The organism is Ruminococcus difficilis, assembly GCF_016680995.1.
This window is the reverse complement of the sequence record NZ_JAEQMG010000083.1, coordinates 11,183-31,305: the sequence shown is the minus strand read 5'-3', so window position 1 is coordinate 31,305 and position 20,123 is coordinate 11,183. Positions and strand designations below refer to the sequence as shown.

Annotated in this window: 19 protein-coding genes and 1 riboswitch; of the genes, 17 read left to right on the top strand and 2 right to left on the bottom strand. The window is 50.0% G+C overall.

What is annotated here, in order from left to right; genetic code table 11:
- The first annotated feature begins 84 nt into the window (after positions 1 to 84).
- From JKK62_RS08950 to JKK62_RS08940, 4 genes are all read left to right on the top strand, one after another.
- Entirely contained in the window at positions 85 to 1,350 is a 1,266-nt protein-coding gene (locus JKK62_RS08950) for a site-specific integrase (RefSeq protein WP_201427611.1), read from the top strand.
- Positions 1,351 to 1,500: 150 nt separating this feature from the next.
- Positions 1,501 to 1,635, top strand: a complete 135-nt coding sequence (locus JKK62_RS17775; RefSeq protein WP_279380618.1) for a hypothetical protein — start codon at positions 1,501 to 1,503, stop codon at positions 1,633 to 1,635.
- A gap of 345 nt (positions 1,636 to 1,980) precedes the next feature.
- Positions 1,981 to 3,225, top strand: coding sequence for an ADP-ribosylglycohydrolase family protein (locus tag JKK62_RS08945; RefSeq protein WP_201427610.1), 1,245 nt, complete (start codon positions 1,981 to 1,983; stop codon positions 3,223 to 3,225).
- Positions 3,226 to 3,267: 42 nt separating this feature from the next.
- Complete coding sequence (locus tag JKK62_RS08940) at positions 3,268 to 3,750, top strand: GNAT family N-acetyltransferase (RefSeq protein WP_201427609.1); 483 nt, start codon at positions 3,268 to 3,270, stop codon at positions 3,748 to 3,750.
- A 364-nt stretch (positions 3,751 to 4,114) separates the two neighbouring features.
- On the opposite strand, the gene JKK62_RS08935 is transcribed toward JKK62_RS08940, so the two are convergent.
- Complete coding sequence (locus JKK62_RS08935) at positions 4,115 to 4,327, bottom strand: hypothetical protein (RefSeq protein WP_201427608.1); 213 nt, start codon at positions 4,325 to 4,327, stop codon at positions 4,115 to 4,117.
- A gap of 33 nt (positions 4,328 to 4,360) precedes the next feature.
- Here JKK62_RS08935 and JKK62_RS08930 point away from each other — a divergent pair, with 33 nt between their 5' ends.
- From JKK62_RS08930 to JKK62_RS08870, 13 genes are all read left to right on the top strand, one after another.
- Positions 4,361 to 5,185, top strand: coding sequence for a GGDEF domain-containing protein (locus JKK62_RS08930; RefSeq protein ID WP_201427607.1), 825 nt, complete (start codon positions 4,361 to 4,363; stop codon positions 5,183 to 5,185).
- 183 nt (positions 5,186 to 5,368) lie between these two features.
- Positions 5,369 to 5,455: riboswitch (cyclic di-GMP riboswitch) on the top strand.
- An 80-nt stretch (positions 5,456 to 5,535) separates the two neighbouring features.
- The gene (locus JKK62_RS08925; protein ID WP_201427606.1) at positions 5,536 to 7,158 is read left to right on the top strand and encodes a collagen-binding domain-containing protein; all 1,623 of its coding nucleotides are present in this window, start codon (positions 5,536 to 5,538) and stop codon (positions 7,156 to 7,158) included.
- 134 nt (positions 7,159 to 7,292) lie between these two features.
- A complete protein-coding gene (gene cysK / locus JKK62_RS08920) occupies positions 7,293 to 8,222 on the top strand; it encodes a cysteine synthase A (RefSeq protein ID WP_201427605.1) in 930 nt (309 codons plus the stop codon).
- Between the two features lie 25 nt (positions 8,223 to 8,247).
- A complete protein-coding gene (locus JKK62_RS08915) occupies positions 8,248 to 9,279 on the top strand; it encodes an alpha/beta hydrolase fold domain-containing protein (RefSeq protein WP_201427604.1) in 1,032 nt (343 codons plus the stop codon).
- Positions 9,280 to 9,384: 105 nt separating this feature from the next.
- Positions 9,385 to 10,437, top strand: a complete 1,053-nt coding sequence (locus JKK62_RS08910) for an acyltransferase family protein (RefSeq protein ID WP_201427603.1) — start codon at positions 9,385 to 9,387, stop codon at positions 10,435 to 10,437.
- A gap of 48 nt (positions 10,438 to 10,485) precedes the next feature.
- Positions 10,486 to 11,046, top strand: a complete 561-nt coding sequence (locus JKK62_RS08905; RefSeq protein ID WP_207752160.1) for an NUDIX hydrolase — start codon at positions 10,486 to 10,488, stop codon at positions 11,044 to 11,046.
- A gap of 50 nt (positions 11,047 to 11,096) precedes the next feature.
- The gene (locus JKK62_RS08900; RefSeq protein WP_201427601.1) at positions 11,097 to 12,590 is read left to right on the top strand and encodes a serine/threonine protein kinase; all 1,494 of its coding nucleotides are present in this window, start codon (positions 11,097 to 11,099) and stop codon (positions 12,588 to 12,590) included.
- Positions 12,591 to 13,167: 577 nt separating this feature from the next.
- The gene (locus JKK62_RS08895) at positions 13,168 to 15,240 is read left to right on the top strand and encodes an elongation factor G (protein ID WP_201427600.1); all 2,073 of its coding nucleotides are present in this window, start codon (positions 13,168 to 13,170) and stop codon (positions 15,238 to 15,240) included.
- A 31-nt stretch (positions 15,241 to 15,271) separates the two neighbouring features.
- Positions 15,272 to 16,036: a hypothetical protein gene (locus JKK62_RS08890; RefSeq protein ID WP_201427599.1), complete on the top strand. Its 765-nt coding sequence runs from the start codon at positions 15,272 to 15,274 to the stop codon at positions 16,034 to 16,036.
- Positions 16,037 to 16,223: 187 nt separating this feature from the next.
- On the top strand, positions 16,224 to 17,033 hold the full coding sequence (locus tag JKK62_RS08885) for a hypothetical protein (protein WP_201427598.1): 810 nt from the start codon (positions 16,224 to 16,226) through the stop codon (positions 17,031 to 17,033).
- A gap of 333 nt (positions 17,034 to 17,366) precedes the next feature.
- Positions 17,367 to 17,696, top strand: a complete 330-nt coding sequence (locus JKK62_RS08880; protein ID WP_201427597.1) for a DUF6442 family protein — start codon at positions 17,367 to 17,369, stop codon at positions 17,694 to 17,696.
- Complete coding sequence (locus JKK62_RS08875; protein WP_201427596.1) at positions 17,696 to 17,902, top strand: helix-turn-helix transcriptional regulator; 207 nt, start codon at positions 17,696 to 17,698, stop codon at positions 17,900 to 17,902. Before JKK62_RS08880 ends, JKK62_RS08875 begins: the two co-directional genes overlap by 1 nt.
- A 9-nt stretch (positions 17,903 to 17,911) precedes the next feature.
- Positions 17,912 to 18,406 carry a flavodoxin family protein gene (locus JKK62_RS08870; protein ID WP_201427595.1) on the top strand — a complete coding sequence of 165 codons (495 nt, stop codon included), beginning with the start codon at positions 17,912 to 17,914 and terminating at the stop codon, positions 18,404 to 18,406.
- 31 nt (positions 18,407 to 18,437) lie between these two features.
- Here JKK62_RS08870 and JKK62_RS08865 read toward each other — a convergent pair whose 3' ends face one another.
- Positions 18,438 to 19,922: a CotH kinase family protein gene (locus JKK62_RS08865; RefSeq protein WP_201427594.1), complete on the bottom strand. Its 1,485-nt coding sequence runs from the start codon at positions 19,920 to 19,922 to the stop codon at positions 18,438 to 18,440.
- Between the last annotated feature and the right edge of the window lie 201 nt (positions 19,923 to 20,123).

The following is a 20,123-nucleotide window of genomic DNA, read 5'->3' as shown; positions in this document are numbered from 1 at the left end:
GCATAAATGCAGGAACATAACAGGGCGGTATTTGTGATATGATCGGAGTATCGCCCTTTCCTGCTTGTGCGGAAAGGAGATAATATGGCTCAATCTAAGAGAAAAGATAAAGACAGAATTGTTCTTCGCACTGGCGAGGGACAACGTCCTAACGGTACCTATGAATACCGTTGGACGGAACGAGGCGGCAAGCGGCGCAGAGTATATGCGAAAACGCTTGAAGAGCTTCGGGAAAAAGAGAAAGATATCCAAAAAGACAAGTGCGACGGCATCAAAGCCGAAGCCCGCTACAAAACGGTCAATGACGTTTACGATACTTGGCGGCAACTAAAGCGCGGTTTAAAAGATAACACATTTCAAAACTATCAGTATATGTATGATATGTTCGTGCGACCAAACTTTGGTAAGCTTAGGGTATCGTCTTTGAAGAAGTCTGACGTAAAGCGCTTTTACAATTTGCTTGCAGACGAACGCGGTTTACAGACTTCAACAATCGACAGCGTGCACACCGTATTTCATCAGGTATTGGATTTGGCGGTCGACGACGAATATATCCGTATGAACCCATCGGACAACGTGCTCAAAGAACTAAAGCAATCCCATGTTTTTAAAACCGAGAAACGGCGCGGATTAACAAAGCCTGAGCAGGAGCTACTGTTGAGCTTTTTGCAAAGGAACCACACATATAGTCACTGGTACCCTATTATCGCCGTGATGGTGGGGACAGGGCTGCGCGTCGGTGAAGTTACCGGATTACGTTGGTGCGATATCGACTTGGAGGAGGGAATCATCGACGTGAACCATACGCTTGTCTATTATGATCACCGCGTTACCGAGGGACAAAAGGGATGTTATTTTAATATCAACACACCAAAAACGCAAGCCGGCGTTAGACAGGTTCCCATGCTTGATTTTGTAAAAGAAGCGTTTATCAAGGAACGGGAATATCAAGAGGCTATGGGTATTCAGTGCGAGATAACGATTGACGGCTATTCGGATTTCATCTTTGTTAATCGTTTCGGACACACTCAGAACCAAGCCACGCTCAATAAGGCTATCCGCCGTATTACCCGCGACTGCAACGACGAGGTGCTTTTGAAAAAGGACCAAAACCCCGTACTGCTGCCGCATTTTTCCTGCCACTCGCTTCGCCACACGTTTACTACCAGAATGTGCGAGGCGGGCGTAAACGTCAAGGTGATCCAAGACGCGCTCGGACACGCTGATATATCCACTACCTTGAACATCTATGCGGATGTGACGAAGGAATTGAAAAAGGATGAGTTTGCAGAACTCGACTGGTTTTTCAAGGGTAAAAAGCAGGACAATGAGGTTCCTCAAACACCTTAAGCCGCTTAAGCCAAAACTTAAGCCAATCGAAACATAATGGATAATGGCTTAAGTAGAGTTACGGATTCACCGACAATGAAGTACATACCCGAAATACGGTTATGTAGGTTGACAAAGACATAAGATTCGTATACAATATAGTTCCCGACAATGAAGTCCCTTGATCAGCCGAAGAAACAAGAGAAGGTGAAAGAACTGCCGGCGGATTTTGAATGCGCCTGCTTTACCTGCCCCTCTCAGGAGGAATGCAAGGCTGCGCAGGAAGCCGAGAAACTCGATAAATAATTGACATCACCCCCCGAAAACCGCTTGAAAAGGTGGCTTTCGGGGATTCTTGTTTCTTGCTGATGATAAAGCTTTACGCCATTTACGCCAAACTTTGTAGAAAGATGTGTAGGGCAAAAACAATCGCATATTTTTTTGAATTCACGCTGGCAGCCTTATGATGAGGTTGCCTGCTTTTTGTTTGACGGATAGACAAAATCAGGCTGAAATGATATAATGATCAAGGTTCTTTGAACCTTTTTCAAAAAGCGGGATTTACGGAAGCTGCCGGAGGAGACGGGCAAGCTGTTATGTGAAAGAATATAACGGCAGAGAGTCATATTCTGATTGAAAGGGTGAGGTAACGTGAAAGAGAACGATCCGAGAATCGCGGAGATAAAACCTGACACTAGAGTTCTGTATCGTATCAAAGGAAGAAACAACTATCTGATGACGAATGAGGAAGGGCAGGAAGAAGAGCTCCTGAGAGTTTTCTCGGCGGATAAGCACGGAGTGATTGAAATGGAGGGCTATCTTCTGGGATCCATTTACGCACATGATCCTTACATCATTCCCGACTTAGAAAAGGTAGATTGTTTATTCAGCGAACTGAACCCAAAATACTTTGACCGTGACTATGTTACCGATGGGTTGATCGGTCAGGCTGTGGGAGACGCATTCGGCGTACCATTTGAATTTATGAGCAGAGCGGAGATTCAAAAATTGAATCCCGATAAAATGGAAGGAAACGACACCCGACACTCTTTTTCTTCGAGATGGGGCAATATGATCCCCAAAGGCGCCTGGAGCGACGATACGTCAATGACTGTTGCGGAAATGGCGTCAATGATAAACAATGACGGTAGGATCGATTATGACGATATCATGAGAGAATTTTTTGCGTGGTGGAATGACGGAAGGTATTCGTCGCTGAGTTTTCCCTTTGGTCTCGGAAACAACATCAGCCACGCGATGAAAAGATTCGAGGCGGGAATGCCCGCTCTGGATTGCGGCGGAAAAGGATTCCGGGATAACGGCAACGGAGCATTGATGAGGATGTTCCCCTTCTCTGTGTATTGCATTGTAAATAATCTAAACGACTCCGAGACGCTGAGTATCATAAAAAATGCCGCGGGGATCACCCACGGACACGAGATCAATATGCTGAGCTGTTACATCTACACACAGTTCCTCTATGATTGCATCCGAACCCAAAACCCGAAATTCGCGTTCATTAAATCGATTTATCACAATATCACTCATTACCGCGAGAACTTCTCAGAGGAATCACTTAAAGCGCATGACGCACTATTTAAAATGGATGCGTACAAGCCTTTTGATGTAAACAGTGTCGCGGAAAACGGATATGTTGTCAACAGCCTGACGATAGCAGTGTTCAGCATGCTGCACACCGACAACTATGAGGACGCGATCAAAACGGCGGTTTCATTTGGATATGACACCGATACAAACGCCGCTATTACGGGTTCTATTGCGGGAGCTGTATACGGGATGAACCAAATACCCAAAAAATGGCTTAGTTGTCTGATAAAAAAAGATGAATTGATTCAACTCGGCAAACAGTTCGGTGATGTCGTGATATCATCTTAATTAGCATAAATCGAGAATTGTATGACAGTCGGGAGAAGTGAAATGGTTATTGTCAAAGCAGATGCAAATCAGGCAGATAAAATCGTGGATATGTCTATCAGAGCATTTGAAACAGATGTAAATGTCGGTGGGGCAGAAGGTGATTGTCCGCCCGGATTCGATTCGGCAGAATGGCATCAACAGATGGCTCGGGAGGGGCATTTGTATCTGGCAATGATCGATAATAATTTGGTAGGGGCAGCCATTATATTCCCGGATGAAACAAAAAACAGGGTATACATCGGCAGAATATTCATTGACAGCATCTATCATAGAAAAGGGTACGGAATTCGTCTGATGGAATGCATAGAAAAGGAATTCCCACGGGCTGCTGAGTTTGATCTGGATACCCCATGTTGGAATGAGCGGACAAATGCGTTTTACAAAAAATTGGGCTATCGTATCATAAAGGTTGAGGACGGATTCGTCTTTTTCCGGAAAAAGAAAAGAAAAAGCAAATCAAATCTCACTCAGAATTTCACATAAAGCTATAATCTGATTTACAGCATTAACCATTTCTATCACAGGCAGCCTTTGGAGGCTGTCTGTTTTTTGCATGAAACAAATCGAAAAAGGACGATTATCGCTTAATTTCGGTTATTTTTATGAAAAGTGCGCAATCCTAAGGCGACAGAGCCATGAAATCTCTCTGTTGTTTGAGGGTTTTATACTTGAATCATCACGGATAATATGTTATATTCTTAGTTGTTAAATTTTCACCGATATTATAAATTTGTATAAATACGCATGAAATTTAAGATTTTATGCAAAAAGCATGATTGAATGTGATGATATAAGAAAAACCTGATATGAAGAAAAATCCCTTTTTGAAAGATTTAAAAACTATATATTATACGCCGGAACCGATAAAGATGAGTTCAAGCAGGTTCAGGATCAGGTAGCCAAGGCAAATCTCAAGGCGCTGAAGTATTGGTCTATCCTTGTCAGCGTATTCTGGATATACTGCATATGTATGTCTTTTTACGCGAAAGATTACCATATGTGCCGACCGGCATATATCGTTTCTCTCTGCACCTGCATCTTCTCCTTCTTTTGCTCCCATTTTCTGATACCGCGATTTCCGAAAACGCTTCCGTTGTTCCAATTCTTTTTCCGTTTATCGCTGCTCGGCGGCGGAATCGGGATCGCCGTCTGTCAGCCGAACCTGCGTTCGCTGACTTTGTTTGCCGTCGCGATTATTTCGCCATCCATTTTTATTGATACCACGTTGTCTTCGCTGGCGGTGCATTGCTCAGCCCTTGTCCTCTATGTCCTGATGGGACGAAACGTCATTGCTCCGGATATCTATTACTGGGGACTGAACAACTATATGCTGTTCTCCGTTTTCGGACTGTTGATCGGAAACGCGATCAACAAAGAGCGTTTTGAGCGTTATGTTTACGCGGAATATGAGAAGCAGCTGGCGGAGGTCCAGATGCGATACGCTTATTTCGACCGTATGACAGGGCTCAGGAACAGACATTCCTTTGAGGATAAGCTGACGCAGCTCTCGGAGAATCCGCCTGCTGAGCTGTGCATCATCATGGCGGATATCAACGGACTGAAAACGACGAACGATACGATCGGACACAAGGCGGGCGACGAGCTGATCACCGGCGCTTCGGAATGTCTGTCCGGGCCGTTTGAAGGGATCGAAACGATTTACCGCATCGGCGGCGACGAGTTCTGTATCATCATGAACGCGCCCATCGAAAAGGCACAGCTGTGTCTTTCGCGTCTGGATAAGCTGACGGCGATCTGGCACGGCAGCTATATCGACAGCCTGTCCGTTTCTACCGGCGTCGCTTCGATCAAGGATCACGATGATGTGGAGTCTGTCTTTGCTCAGGCGGATAATAATATGTATGAGCATAAGAGCAATTACTACAAGAGCCTCGGTGTCGACAGAAGCTATCACTGATGAAAACAATGGATATGAATCCCCGAAAATCGTTTTATGCGGTCTTCGGGGATGTTTTTACGGTATTCTTTCTATGCGTCTGTTATGGCTCGGATAAAGTCGCAGAATACTTATTATAAAATTGCCTGTTTTTATGAAAAAACACTTGACAAATAAGCGCTATAGGTATATTATAATTATAATTAGATTTAAAAGCAAAGCTGTCGAAAGGCAGTGACGCAAAGCGAAGAGCCTAAGGTGCTTATGCATTATGGTCGTCTGGTTGCATCTATGGTGTGTCCGATTTGAGATGGGCACATAATAGGTGCTTTTATTTTTTTCTTAATGAAATTCGAAAGGGCGGTGCCATCATGAAAAAACTGCTTTCCTTGATGCTTGTCGCGTTATTGGCGATCTCAGCATTCTGCATACCCGCTTATGCCTACACAGGTCACGTGAACGAGGGCGATACGCTGCAATTCAACGGCGCGACGTCGAATAATATCTTCGGTGATCTGCTGAACTGGACGGGCGTTGTTTTGGGTAACGCAAACAATATCATCGACGTGGAGGGTACGCTTGCTGTCGGCGGTAACTTTGATTCTGACAGAGGCTTATCCGTTAACGGCGGTCCCAACGGCGCCGGCAGCGCGTCGACCGAGGATGTTACATTTTTGGTCAACGGCAACGCGAACATCGCCGGCTACGGCAACGTCTGGGGACAGACGGTGATCGGTAAGGCGGACGGCAACACCTATAAACTGTCCAATGTGACTCCTTCCGCGACGACAAACGGTCAGTATACCGTAGCGAACGCCGCACAGTACTTTGCGGACGCGAAGAACACCGCGTATGCCGCAAAGACCGCGGTAGAAGCGCTTCCGGTCAACGGAGTCTGCGACGCCGCTTACGGTACCTATACATTTGTCGGCAATCCGGATGAAAATGTTTTGGTATACAACGTCGATGACGCGGTCATCAACTCATATCTCTTTGATTTCACGATCACCGAGGGTCAGACCATCGTTGTGAACCTGACGGCTGCCGACGCGATCACGCTGAAATACGGCGCTTACAGAATCAACGGCAGTATGGATCCGGATTATCTGAGAGATTACAGCCGCAATATCATCATCAATGTCGTCAATGCGACGAAGCTCGAAATGACCTCTACCGAATTGATCGGTACGCTTCTGGCTCCCGATACGGATTTGACGGGCAGCAACGCCAACGTATGCGGCACCTCTATCCTGAACGGTCTCACCGGCTTGAACGGCTTTGAGCTTCATACCGGCTACAATAAGAGCTTTATTCCCGCGGTTCCCGCGTCACAGCCCACTCCTGCCGCGGATCCCACCGAGGCTCCCGCCGAGGATCCTATTGAGGGTCTGAGCATCAGGATCGATGTTCCTCTGAAGATGGCGGTCGCTTTTGCGGACGGCAGCGTGTATTACGGCGGCGAGATGAAGGAAGTCGTCGTTGGTAAAGAGTACGCCTTCCGTATGTGCGCGGTCAACTGGGACAACGGTCTGTATGACGGCAACGGGAACGGCATTGCCGGCACCGTCGTTTACAGAATGGTCGTTGTACATCAGAACGAGTTCAACGAGCTCGCCAAGGCGGCTAAGGAAGATCCCGATCGCTACACCGTGAAGGGTATCGATATCATCGACAACGTCGAGAAGAAGATCATCATCAACATCGACGCGAAGGATACGCACCTCGAGACCGACGTCAACAACTTCTTCATGGCATATCGCTTCCATTTCGCGAACGGAGATTACAACAAGAAGACCGGCATCGATCAGGTGATCAACAAGCCTCTTGAGAGCCTGTCCGTCAATCTGCCGCTCGGTTCCACCATCACCTGCAAGGCGTATAACGGTGACGAGCTGATCGACACCACGGATGTGTTCATTGCCAACAACTCCGGCGAGGGCGTTTATGAGGATGAGTTCCTCACCAGCGTCAACGATTTTACATGGAATCATTGATTTGAAATAGCAAAACAACGACATGACCGCGTAACAGCGGTCATGTTTTTTTGACTTTTTCCATCCTATCATATATAATAAATAAGATTAACGATCAATGATTCAACCGAATCGGGAAAGTGGAAGGTGATCGCATGATTTACAGAAATGTGTTGGAGGCGGTGGGACAGACCCCGCTGATCCGACTGAATCGTATGCCTCAGCCCGGCAGTGCCGAGGTGCTGGTCAAGTTTGAGGCGCTGAATGTCGGCGGTTCGATCAAAACGCGCACCGCGCTGAATATGATCAATCACGCGGAGAAAAAGGGGCTGCTCAAATATGACAGCATCATCGTCGAGCCGACCTCGGGTAATCAGGGCATCGGACTGGCGCTGGTGGGCGCGGTAAAGGGCTACAAGACGATCATCATCATGCCTGATTCCGTCAGTGAGGAACGCCGCAAGCTGATCAAGCACTACGGCGCAAAGGTCAAGCTGATCCATGACGCGGGCGATATCGGCGCGTGTATCGACGAATGTCTGAAGACCGCGTTGAAGATGGCGGAAAAGGATCCGCGCGTCTTTGTACCTCAGCAGTTCGAGAATATCAATAACGTCAGAGCGCATAAGAAATATACCGCGCTGGAGATCATGCAGCAGTGCGCCGACCATATCGACGGCTTCTGCTCGGGCATCGGCACCGGCGGCACCATCACCGGTATCGGCGAGGTGCTCAAGGCGCAGTATCCCGACATCGAGATCTGGGCGGTCGAGCCTGAGAACGCCGCGATCTTAGCGGGCGGCACCATCGGCACGCACTTGCAGATGGGTATCGGCGACGGTCTGATCCCGCCGATACTGAACAAGGAGATCTATGACGAGATCTATGTTGTGACGGATGAAGAGGCGATCAATACCGCAAAGCGGCTGGCGCGTGAGGAAGGGCTGATGTGCGGTATCTCCAGCGGCACCAATGTCGCCGCGGCGCTGAAGCTCGCGAAGAAGCTCGGCCCCGGCAAGACGGTCGTTACCGTTCTGCCCGATACCGCCGAGCGCTACTTCTCCACACCGTTGTTTGAGGAATAACGGACGGTTTGATGGGGAGATAATCATGAAGAACAGAACACGTATCGCGGCGGTGCTTATGCTGGTCGCGGTCATCTGTCTGACGATCACGGGATGTCAAAAGGGCGCCGAACAAGCGACCGCCGATTCCGCGGCACCGACAGGATCCGATCGGGCGACGAGGGATGAGGCGATCATCACGATCCCGCTGACCGATGAGACCGCCAAGGCAAAGGAAAAGATGCGGACGCTCAACGTCAAGGAGAGTCTGTCCGAAAAGGGCTTTCCCGCGGCGCTGGATATGCTGAAAAACCGCGAGGGGCAGGAGTTCCCTCAAACCAAAACGAAATTGACGCAGGGTCATTCCGCCATCAGCGGCAACGACCTTTATACGCTCGAAAAAGATAAGGCGGAAAGCATCCTCTTCTACCTTCACGGCGGCGCGTACGCTTACGGCATCAGCGAAAAACAGGTGATGTTTTGTGACGATATGGCACAGCGCCTGAACGCGAAGGTGTATCTGCCGCTCTATCCGCTGACCCCGCAGGCGACCTGTCGGGACACGTATCCCTTCCTTGAAGCCGCATATGCCGAGGCGCTCAAGGAGGACAAGCCCATTTATCTGATAGGCGATTCCGCCGGCGGCGGCTTAGCGCTCGGTTTTGCGGAGTATCTGAGGGATAACGGAACGCAGCTTCCGCAGAAGCTGTTCCTGCTCTCTCCGTGGGTCGATGTGACGATGTCCGATCCCGCGATCCCGGAGTATGAGAAAAAGGATCTGATGCTCAGCAGCTACGGACTGATCGAGCTGGGCAAGCTGTGGGCGGGCGAGCTCGATACCAAGGATCCGTCGGTCAGCCCGCTTTACGGCGAGATGAAGAGCCTGCCCCCGACGATGATCTTCACCGGTACGGACGAGGTCATGGTGCCGGATAATGCGACGCTGTATCATAAAATGCGGGAGGCGGGAGTTGACTGTTCCCTGATCTTCGGCGAAGGCTTGTGGCATGTTTTTGTGCAGGATGAGTTCCCCGAGGCTGTTTCCGCGCGTGAGATGATCATTGACGCGTGTCAATAAAAGGTTTTATCCATCATGTGACAAAGTCGATCGGCGAGATCGACAAACGGAGCCGGACCATACAGCGGCTCACGGTCAATGATGATGGAGAAAAGAGATGAATATATGACAGAAAGAAGACTCGATTCCGGAGAACTGAATTTTTCGTCATTAAGTAAATACAGAAACGCGATCTACGGTCTGTGTGCGATTTGGATCGTCTTTTTTCATGGTTCCGAAACGTTCAATATCAATGAATGTGAAGGGATCCGGATGACATTGGGACTGATCCTCCGCACGGGCAACTGTGCCGTCGATGTTTTTATGCTGCTGTCGGGTATCGGACTGTACTTCTCGCTGTCGAAGAAGCCGAAGCTGAGCACGTTTTATTGGAGAAGGCTGACGCGCATTTATTTGCCGTATCTGGTTTTGATCGTACCGTATCTCATTTACACGTGTATTATAGCGGAACAACATATCGACAGGTTTTTCAAGACGGCGCTGGCGATCAACTATTGGCTCGGAGATGATGAGCCGATCGTTTTGTGGTATATTTCCGCTGTTATCGTTTTTTATCTGATCTCGCCGCTGCTGTTCAAGGCGATCCATTATCAGGAGAAAAACGCCTTGTTAAGAACGATACTCATGGTCGCGGCTGTCGGTGTGATCACGATCGTGTTGTATCACCGATTCAATGCTCTGTACTACTTGCTGGATAAAGCGCTGACGCGTTTAGCGGTATTTATCATCGGTATCTATATGGGCAGGACCGTGAAGCAGAAACGTCATTTTTCACCGCTGTTTTTGATCATTTGCGTGATGATCGCGGCATTGGGAGTGCCTGTATGCGGCGTTCCGGAGGTTCATGGCGCGTATTACCGCCTATCCTGCTCGATCGTCGGTGTGGCGCTCACCTTTGTGTTTGCCCAGAGTTTTGTCACTTTGAGCAAGTGGAAGATCGACAAGCTCTTCAATTTCTTCGGCGCGTTCTCGCTGGAGATCTATATCGCGACGAGCATCGGCAGAAAAATATATGAGAAGACGTCTTGGGGCGCAGGTCACGGCTTGTACAAGTATTTGATCTTCTCACTGCCGTTTATGCTCATGGCATACCTCGCTTATTTGATACAGAAGCTGTTGCTGCGAAAGCAAAAACCGACAGAAGCACCGAAAATATAACCATGTCAGCGTCGTGGAGAAACTGCGCTGCTGCTGCAAAGGACGGATATGATGAATAAGACAGATTTAAAATGGAGTATCACCGACAGCAAATTGCTGCTGCATACGCCGATATTCGATGTAAACGAGCAGCATGAGGTCGCCGCGACAGGGATCGAAGGCGATTATGTGGCGATGGACGCGCCCGATTGGGCGATGGTCATCGCGGAGTACCGGGGCAGCTTTGTGCTGGTGCGCCAGTGGCGACATTCGGCGGAATGTCTGAGTCTGGAATTCCCCGGTGGTATGGTGGACGACGGAGAGGACGCCGCGACCGCGTCACGCCGTGAGCTGATGGAGGAGACCGGCTTTGAAGCAGGCAGACTGACCCACTTGGGTACCGTCAGCCCGAACCCCGCTTTGTTCAAAAACCGCTTCCATGTGTATCTCGCCGAGGACTTAAAGCAGACGGGCACACAGTCGCTCGACAGCGATGAGCTGCTCACCTATGAGCTGATGCCGACGGACGAGGTGATCCGCAATTACGGAAAGGGCGAATTCGCCCACGCACTGATGGGTACGGCGCTGATGTTCTATTTGCAGTATCGACAGAAGGAAACCGATGATTGACAACCCTACAGTCAGATGATATAGTATTTTCGGATGAAGGCGGTGACACCATGTCGAGACTCGGCGTTATTATTGATAACACCTATCAATTAACTGAATACATCAATCGCGGCGGTATGTCGATCGTGTATCTCGCGGAGAACATTCGGCTCGGAAATCGTTGGGCGGTCAAAGAGATCGTCAAAACGAACGATGAATACAACCGTCTGTACATCGACGCTTTGATCCATGAAGCGAATATGATGAAGGACCTTGACTATCCCGCGTTTCCGCGCATCGTCGATATCATCGAGGATGACTACGCGCTCTATCTGGTGATGGATTATATCGAGGGCAAAACGCTGGAGGAGATCCTCTTTGAAGAAGGTCCCCAACCCGAGGAGCGGGTGATCGGATGGGGCGTGCAGCTGTGCGACGCGATGTCTTATCTGCACAATCAGCCTTCCCCAATCATCTACCGTGATATGAAACCCTCCAATGTGATCATGAAACCGGACGGCAGTCTGAGGATCATCGACTTCGGTGTGGCAAGGGTGTTTCATCCCGAAAAGACCAATGATACCGTTGCGCTCGGCACCAAGGGCTTTGCGCCGCCGGAGCAGTATGTCGGTCAGACGGATGAGCGCTCGGATATCTATGCGCTCGGCGCGACCATGCGGTATTTGTTGACAGGTGTGAATCCCCGTTCGAATGAGGCGGTGGATTATCCCGCGCTCTACGCGCAGATGGGATTGTCGGATAAGATGATCCGCATCCTCGATAAATGTACCGCGATCAATCCCGCTGATCGTTATCAGACAGACAGCGAGCTGTGTGAGGCTCTCACCGAGGATGATCAGGCGGTAAAGCTCGCCCGTAAGATGAAAAAGATGAAGATCATCCTGCTCGTCGCAGCGATCGTCGTTTTTGTGATCGGTCTGTCCGTGACGGTCTACAGCCTCGTCGGTATCAGACAGCAGGAGATCATCGAGGCGACGGAAAATGCCGCGCCGCAGCTGGCTGTTGTGCCGAATCTGGTCGGAAAAACCTATGAAGAGGCAAAGGCGCTTTTGGAAAAAGAGGGCTTGACCTGTGAAAAAACGGAGTCCTACAACGCGACGGTGAAAAAAGGCGTCGTGATCAGTCAGGATAAGCGCCCCAATGAGGTCTTGGAAAAGGGCTCAAAGATCGTTCTCACCGTGAGCTTGGGCGAAGAGGGTGAGACGACCGAAGCAGAAGCTGAGGAATCCAAGGAGAAGGACAGCAGTGAAAGCAGCTCTAAATCATCGTCCTCAAATTCATCGAGCAACGGCTCCGACGATGATAACGGCTCTGACTCCGACTCTTCAAGAACCAGTCATTCCGCCGAGGATAACTCGGGCGGAGGCTCAAGCGGCAGTAGTTCCGGTTCCTATTACTCTCCATCATCTTCCGCTTCCGGTGCAGATAGCGGTTCAGCTTCCGGCGCAGATAGCGGCTCAGCTTCCGGCGCAGATAGCGGCTCAGCTTCCGCAGCGGCCGACAGCGAAGGCGGCGAAGGCGGTCAAAGCAGTCAAGGCGGTTAGGGCAAAAGTCCAGACGCTTAACTATCCGCGTAATTAGAATCATATCGATCCCCCTGTATTTGCACAATATCATTAAGTTAAGGAAGGCTCCTTTTTGTAAAAGGAGCTGTCGCCCGTTGGCGACTGAGGAATTGTATCAATCGATCGAGCGTCAGCGAGATACTTTTTCCTAAACTTAATGACATTGCTGTTTTGCAGGGGAATTTTTTGCACTTTTCGGATGTTGCTATTATTTTTTTATCGATAGATCTTCTTGAGATCCATAGACTGTCAGAATGGCGCTCCAACATGGAATCTATCTCAAAAACAACAGCAAAATTAGGGGAATATGTTAAAAAGAGGGTCACGTTATGTGCAAATTGCACAATTGCAAAAGGACGTTTTTATATATTTAGTGGATTTTTCCGCTCGGCGGACGGTTTTTATTGTACCGCCCCTCGATTTGTACTATAATGATATGGTAGCTTGAAACAGGTATCATCTGTTGTGAGAGCATAGGCAACCGAGAATAGATCTGAGAGCGTGTTTATTCTCAGTTGACTAACGAACATCACACTCTTGAAAGGAGTTTTTTTCATTGAAACAGTACGACCCGAAACACATTCTCAATTTCGCTATGGCAGGCCATTCCGGCGCGGGTAAGACTTCCGTTGCCGAAGCGATGCTGTATCTTTCCAAGGCGAGCGACCGTCTGGGCAAGATCGCCGACGGCAACACCCAGCTTGACTTTGACGCGGAGGAGATTCGCCGCAAGGTATCTATCGTTACCGCAGTAGCTCCCGTAGAGTGGAAGAATACAAAGATCAACATCATCGACACCCCCGGTCTGTTCGACTTTGAGGGCGGCGTTTTTGAAGGCTATCGCGCGGCTGAGACAGCGGTCATCGTTGTATCCGCAAAGGACGGCGTGAATGTCGGTACCGAAAAGGCGGTCAAGGCTGCCGATAAGGAAGGCCTGACCAAGATATTCTTCGTCAACGGCGTATGCGACGAGGACGCTCGCTTCTATCGTGTATTAGAGGATCTCAAGGCGACCTTCGGTCCCTCCGTATGCCCTGTCATCGTTCCGCATATCGAGAACGGACAGGCGAATACCTACATCAATCTGCTCGAATACAAGGCTTATAAATATGACAACAAGGGCAACGCGACTCCCACCGCGATTATCCCCGAGATGGGCGACCGCTTTGAGGGACTCCGCGAGGCGATCAAGGAGGCTGTTGCCGAGACCAGCGAAGAACTGATGGAGAAGTTCTTCATGGAAGAGGAATTCACCCCCGAAGAGATCATCACCGGTGTATCGCAGGGCGTCAAGGACGGCTCTCTGTGCCCCGTATTCTGCGGTGACGCGGCTACTACCTTCGGTATTGAGCAGTTCCTGAACACCATAACCTGGCTGGCTCCGACTGCCGCCGACAAGGGCTCCGAGACCGCTGTTGACGTTAACGGCGACCCCGTAGAGATCGCCTGCAACGAGCAGGGCGCTACCGCCGCGATCATCTTCAAGACCGTAGCCGACCCGTTTGTCGGTAAGCTGAGCTACTTCAAGGTCGTATCCGGTAAGGTATCTACCGATACACCTCTCGTCAATATGCGCACCGGCAATCAGGAGCGTATTACCAAGGTGCTGACCGTTCGCGGTAAAAAGCAGGAGGACGCCGCCGCGATACTCGCGGGCGATATCGGCGCGATCCCGAAGCTGACCGCCGCCAATACCGGCGACACCCTTTGCTCTCCCACCCGCAAGGTCATCCTTGACGGCATCGATTATCCGGCTCCTTCCTTCACGATGGCGGTTTATCCCAAGAAGAAGGGTGAAGAGGATAAGGTAGCGCAGGGTCTGGCTCGTCTGGTCGAGGAAGATCCCACCATCCAGTATAAGAACGACCCCGAGACCAAGGAGCTGGTCATGTCCGGTATGGGCGAACAGCATCTGGACGTCGTCGTTTCCAAGTTAAAGAGCAAGTTCAACGTAGAGGTTGAGCTCAAGCAGCCCAAGGTCGCGTATCGTGAGACCATCCGCGGCAAGTCCGATGTGGAAGGCAAGCATAAGAAGCAGTCCGGCGGTTCCGGTCAGTACGGTGACGTATGGATCAAGTTTGAGCCGTGTGATTCCGACGGTCTGGAGTTCGATATCGCCGTTGTCGGCGGTTCGGTTCCGAAGCAGTTCTTCCCGGCTGTTGAAAAGGGTCTGAGAGATTCCATCAAGCACGGCCCGCTGGCAGGCTATCCGGTCGTCGGCGTGAAGGCGACGCTCTATGATGGCAAGTACCATCCCGTTGACTCCAACGAAATGGCGTTCAAGACTGCCGCTCAGCTCGCTTTCAAGGCGGGTATCCCGCAGGCTAAGCCCGCTCTGCTGGAGCCGGTCGGTTCCTTGAAGGCGACCGTTCCGGACGCGAACATGGGCGACATCATGGGCGAGGTCAACAAGCGCAGAGGCCGCGTGCTCGGTATGAACGCCGGTGAGGACGGCATGCAGATCGTCGAGGCTGAGGTCCCGATGGCTGAGATGGCTGACTTCTCCGTATTCATGCGCCAGTGCACCCAGGGTCGCGGCAGCTACAGCTTTGAGTTCGAGCGCTATGAGGACGCTCCCGCTCAGGTTGCTCAAAAGGTCATTGAAGCCGCTAAGGCTGATATAGATTAATCTTAAACAGAGAAAGGATAGGACGATGAAAATGACAAAAAGAATTATTGCGGTTGTAATGGTAGTTGCGCTTCTTGCTGCATTATTGGTAGGTTGTTCCAAAAAGCCGAACAACAATAACAATAACAACTCTGCGGCGGATTCCGCTGCCAGCTCTGCAGCAAGCTCTGCGGCAAGCTCCGCGGCTTCTTCTAAGGAAGAAAGCGAAGAGACTGTTTCCGGTACCGGCGACAACAACAAAGTTACTTTGAGCATGACCCTGTTTGATAAAGAGTATACACTCGGTAAGAGCCGAGTCAAGGATCTTTCTGACAACGACTGGGGTTATGATCCCGAGGACTGGAAAGATATCGATATGGAAAAGAAGATCGAGTATAAGCAGACCGGCGGTTCCTACCTGACCATGGATAACTCGACTACAGAGGTCGATATCAGCTTCAAAAACTTAGCTGAGACTTTTGCGACTCCCGAGCAGTGTATCCTGACTAAAATGGAATTCAAGGGTTCTCCGGACGGCGCTATCACCAAGGCAAGCGCTAAGATCTTCGGCGGCAAGATTGATCTGGCAAAATGCACTTCCTTTGAGGAGATCGAAAACCAGCTCAAGAGCAATCTTTCTTCCTTTGTGAAGGAGAAGCAGTACGATTCCGAGTATTCCACTTCCTACAGCTATAAGGCTGACACAAAGGACGGTAAGTTCTATATGTATGCAAGCTTCGATAAAAAAGAGAACAAGATGAAGAGCATCGATACTTCTCTGGATCTGAACTACGATTATACTTACCAGCCTGAATGATCTCGTTGATCATGTAACAGAAATCTTATGCACCCCGTCAACAGACGGGGTGTGTTTGAAAAACGACGAATCATCGAGTAAAACGAAAAAAAGACCACTCTTTGCGCGGTCGTTGCTGTATCTGTATGATAGAAAAAACAGGGATGAAGAATTTTTTTCTGATAAAAATGAGAAAAGAGGAGAAAGAATGAAAAGAAGCATTGCTTTTTTGATGGCACTGATGCTGATGGTCGGTTGTCTCGCGGCGTGTAACTCATCAAAGAACAACAATAACAACGCACCCACAGAAGCTGAACAGGCAGCATCTTCACAAGCGGATTCCGCAGCGGCAAGTTCTAAGGAAGAGGCTACGGAATCTCAGTATGAGAAAGCCGGATCCGTTTCAGTCGGAAAAACCGATTCACTTTGGAAAAACAGCACTGAGCTTACCACCAGCGGTGACAGCAAAGAGCTGACCCCCACGATCACGATCTTTGACAAAGAGTATACCATTGGCTTGACTACTCTGAAGCAGCTGGTTGACGAAGGTTGGGGCTATGATACCGAAAGCTGGAAAAAGGTCAACATGGATCAGAAGATCGAGTATAAGACAGGTTACTCCGGCAAAACGCTTGATAACAATACAGCAGAGATCCAGGTCAGCATCGGCAACTACGCCTCTACCTTCGCGACGCCGGTGGATTGTATCGTTACCGAAATCGAGATGAAGGGCTCTCCCGAGGGCGTCTTCACGAAAGCAGGCGTTAAGATTTGCGGCGATAAGATCGATCTGAGCAAGTATGCGACGCTTGATGATTTAGAATCCGCCTTGACATCCGCTGCTTCTTGGGTAGAGAAAAAAGAGAACTCCTCAAAGTCCTATTCTTATCATTTCTTAGCGCAGGACGGCAACGGAAGCATTACCCTCAGCGTTGCGACAGACGATTCCAAGAAAATCAAAAATTATAATCTGGATATGAAGATCAGCAGTGACTATTCCTTCGAGAAAAAGGATTGATCCGTTAACGGCATGATCGCTGTATTATCGAAACACCCCGTCGATTTCGGCGGGGTGTTGTTGCGTTTAGTTCGTTCTTCTGCTTTGCCGGGGATTTGCCAAGAAAACTTTGCAAAAAGTATTGACAAGTAAACTTGGCAGTGCTATAATGAAGCCATCAAAGAAGACAAGTAAACTTGTCAAGATTGAATCGTTGTGGTTGAGATTGCCACGGTCGCCGAACACGCGTGTTCACTCCCTCGCAATGACGAGTAAAGAGCGGTTGAGATTGCCACGGTCACGGAACACGCGTGTTCGCTCCCTCGCAATGACAATTAAAAAGGAGATGCTATCATGAACAGAGATGATATTTTGAAGAAGGCACAGGCTGAGAACAGCGGCAAGGATTACGCGGATATCGAGGCGCAGAAGAGCGGTACCTACGCGGCGTATTTTATCGCCGTGATCCTGGTGATCCTCGTCGATACGGTCAACGGTTTTGTGCTGGGCTATGTGAACCGCGGCATGGATTTTGTCCTGTTCACCATGGCGTTTGTCGCTTTTTTGACCAAGTACATCAAGCTGCGTAAGCGGCATGAGCTGTTCGTCACGATCTTTTGGGGAGCGCTGGCGCTGATGATGCTGGCGCTGTGGATCCTCCAGCTTTGCAAGGTAATGCCGTGATGGATAATGAATTGATCTTGAAGAACAACCTCGCCGTGATCCGCAAGGAGAAGAAGCTCTCACAGGCGGAGCTCGCCAAGATGGTCGGCGTGTCGCGCAACACGATCAGCTCCATCGAAACGGGACAGTTCAATCCCACGGCGAAGCTGGCACTGATCCTGTGTATCGCACTGGATAAGCAGTTTGAAGAAGTTTTCTATTTCTGAGGTGATTTGATGAAAACAGCGATCGTTTATTATTCAATGAGCGGCAATACCAAGATGGTTGCTGAAATAATTGCTAAGGAGAAGGAGCTTTCAGCCGATCTGATCGAAATAAAGCCCGTGAAGGATTATCCCGACAAGGGAGCGCGCAAGTTTATCTGGGGCGGTATGAAAGCGGTGATGGGTGAGAAGCCCCAACTGAATCCGTATGAGTTCAACGGAGATTATGACAGGATCATCTTCGCTACACCTGTCTGGGCGAGCAGTTTCACGCCGCCGATCAGGACGTTTATCGACGAGAATCGCGCCGCGCTGAAAGGTAAGCGCTTCGCCGTATGTGTGTGCTATGCCGGAGGCGGGGCGGAGAAGGCGATCGATAAGCTCGCGAAGTTTTTAGGGATCGAGCACTTTGACGCACAGCTGATCCTCGTCGACCCGAAGGATCAACCCTCGCAGGAGAACGAGGAGAAGATACAGGCATTTTGCGGCAAACTGAATCAAGCATAAGAAAAAGCTCCCGATCTCTCGGGAGCTTTTGTTATGAATACAGAATGGTTTGTGCGGTTTCGTTGATGGGGTAGGGGGTCGGCATTTGGGCGATATAGCGCTGCAGGTATGTCGCGTCGGTGATATCGAATGTGTCGCCCGATAAGGCGGAGCGCAGGGCGATCATGCCGTTGTCATCGGACTGCACATTGGCGATAACGCGCTGGATCAGCGTCACGTCGAGGATATCGACCTTTCCATTACCGTCGCTGTCGCCGCGCAGATAGGAATAGCGGTACAGCCCGTAGTAGTCGGTGAGCCACAGGTGGCGCTCGGCGCACCATGTTTTCAGGAAATTGAAGTTATCGTCATAGGTTCTCTGCGGTGGTTTCTGGTAATTGAGCCACCATCTGTTGACGTTCCATACGGAAAAGTTGCGATCAAAAAGCGCCTGATTCTCCGCGCGCAAAGCGTCGAGTTGTCCGCTGTCGGCGGAGATGTTTTCGATATAGTCATAATGCTGGGCGTAGACGCGCTTGACCTCGGTCTGGAACCAGTCTTTGCCGGTGAGTAAGCGGTAGAAGTTTTTATCCGCCTGCATAATGCCGTCGGTGCGGCTGCCCTGCTTGGCGGCGGTGGAGTTGAGGTCACCGTTGAGGTTGCCCAGCGCGAGGTCGTAGTCCCACGCGGGTCCCGCGTAGAGGACGCCGTCCTTGTAGAAGAAGAATACGGAGCTTAAACCGAAATCACCGGTCTTGGCGTACTCGTTGAGCAGGTAGAACTTCGCAAAAGAATTGACGTCGATGGTTTGGCGGATCTCTTCCTCAGTGCCGTTTTTCAGCGTGTTGATGATATTGTTCAGGGTATCGGTGACATAGGCGAGCTGATCCTCTGTCGGCTCGTCGGGGTCGCTCATCGCGAAACGAAGTCCGCCCGCGCTGACATAGGATACATCAGCCTCCGTGCGGCTCGCCTCATATTCGAGCAGAAAATCTTTTTTGCCGTCGTTGCTCTCGATGTCGATGTCAACGCGATCCGTGCCTTCCTGTACCGGCTCGTAGACGGTGTAACAGCCGCGGTAGGAGCCGTCCAGCCACACCTCGGCGTAGCGCTGCTGTGAGGTGTAGGGGAGATCAAGCTCCTGCGCAAGGTCAAAGGCGAGATAATTGCGCAGGAGGGTGGGGTCGAAGCAGTTGGCGAGCAACGCCCATTTTTTGCCTTTGCCCATCCCGAGAATCTCTGTTTTTTTGGCGAATTTGAAGTTGAAGGACTTTTTGGTGACATGCTCCATCGCGGTGCTGTTGCCGCGCACCTTGAGGGAGATCGTATCATCGACCGCGGAGCCGTCCGCATCGGTGATGGTGATATGCGCGCCGACATAGCCGTCCGCCTTTTCCAGCGATAAACCGTTGCCCGCGTCGGTAGTGATCTCGATCTTCGGCACAGACGGGTTCTGTGATGTTGCGGCAGATGGCGAAATACACGGAAAAGAGAACAGCATGATGAGGATCAGGACGAATGAAAAAACACGTTTCATGGGCTCATCCTTTCGGTGGGGTGTTTGTCATATTATATCACAGCGTGGCTGCGGATACAAGAAAAAGCTCCCGGATGATCGGGAGCTTTTAGCAATTCAATACTTGATTGAAAACAAATCGGTAGCGCTCAATGATTTGTATCAATAGATCAAAAGCGCGATAGGGTCATGCCGTTTCTGACACGCCGTTGAAGCCTTTAC

Excerpts from the sequence above, each read along its gene's own strand:
- JKK62_RS08950 (WP_201427611.1), top strand. The coding sequence starts at position 85 with ATGGCTCAATCTAAGAGAAAAGATAAAGACAGAATTGTTCTTCGCACT.
- JKK62_RS17775 (WP_279380618.1), top strand. The coding sequence starts at position 1,501 with ATGAAGTCCCTTGATCAGCCGAAGAAACAAGAGAAGGTGAAAGAACTG.
- JKK62_RS08940 (WP_201427609.1), top strand. The coding sequence starts at position 3,268 with ATGGTTATTGTCAAAGCAGATGCAAATCAGGCAGATAAAATCGTGGAT.
- JKK62_RS08935 (WP_201427608.1), bottom strand. The coding sequence starts at position 4,327 with ATGGGAGCAAAAGAAGGAGAAGATGCAGGTGCAGAGAGAAACGATATA.
- JKK62_RS08925 (WP_201427606.1), top strand. The coding sequence starts at position 5,536 with ATGAAAAAACTGCTTTCCTTGATGCTTGTCGCGTTATTGGCGATCTCA.
- cysK (WP_201427605.1), top strand. The coding sequence starts at position 7,293 with ATGATTTACAGAAATGTGTTGGAGGCGGTGGGACAGACCCCGCTGATC.
- JKK62_RS08915 (WP_201427604.1), top strand. The coding sequence starts at position 8,248 with ATGAAGAACAGAACACGTATCGCGGCGGTGCTTATGCTGGTCGCGGTC.
- JKK62_RS08910 (WP_201427603.1), top strand. The coding sequence starts at position 9,385 with ATGACAGAAAGAAGACTCGATTCCGGAGAACTGAATTTTTCGTCATTA.
- JKK62_RS08905 (WP_207752160.1), top strand. The coding sequence starts at position 10,486 with ATGATGAATAAGACAGATTTAAAATGGAGTATCACCGACAGCAAATTG.
- JKK62_RS08900 (WP_201427601.1), top strand. The coding sequence starts at position 11,097 with ATGTCGAGACTCGGCGTTATTATTGATAACACCTATCAATTAACTGAA.
- JKK62_RS08890 (WP_201427599.1), top strand. The coding sequence starts at position 15,272 with ATGACAAAAAGAATTATTGCGGTTGTAATGGTAGTTGCGCTTCTTGCT.
- JKK62_RS08885 (WP_201427598.1), top strand. The coding sequence starts at position 16,224 with ATGAAAAGAAGCATTGCTTTTTTGATGGCACTGATGCTGATGGTCGGT.
- JKK62_RS08880 (WP_201427597.1), top strand. The coding sequence starts at position 17,367 with ATGAACAGAGATGATATTTTGAAGAAGGCACAGGCTGAGAACAGCGGC.
- JKK62_RS08875 (WP_201427596.1), top strand. The coding sequence starts at position 17,696 with ATGGATAATGAATTGATCTTGAAGAACAACCTCGCCGTGATCCGCAAG.
- JKK62_RS08870 (WP_201427595.1), top strand. The coding sequence starts at position 17,912 with ATGAAAACAGCGATCGTTTATTATTCAATGAGCGGCAATACCAAGATG.
- JKK62_RS08865 (WP_201427594.1), bottom strand. The coding sequence starts at position 19,922 with ATGAAACGTGTTTTTTCATTCGTCCTGATCCTCATCATGCTGTTCTCT.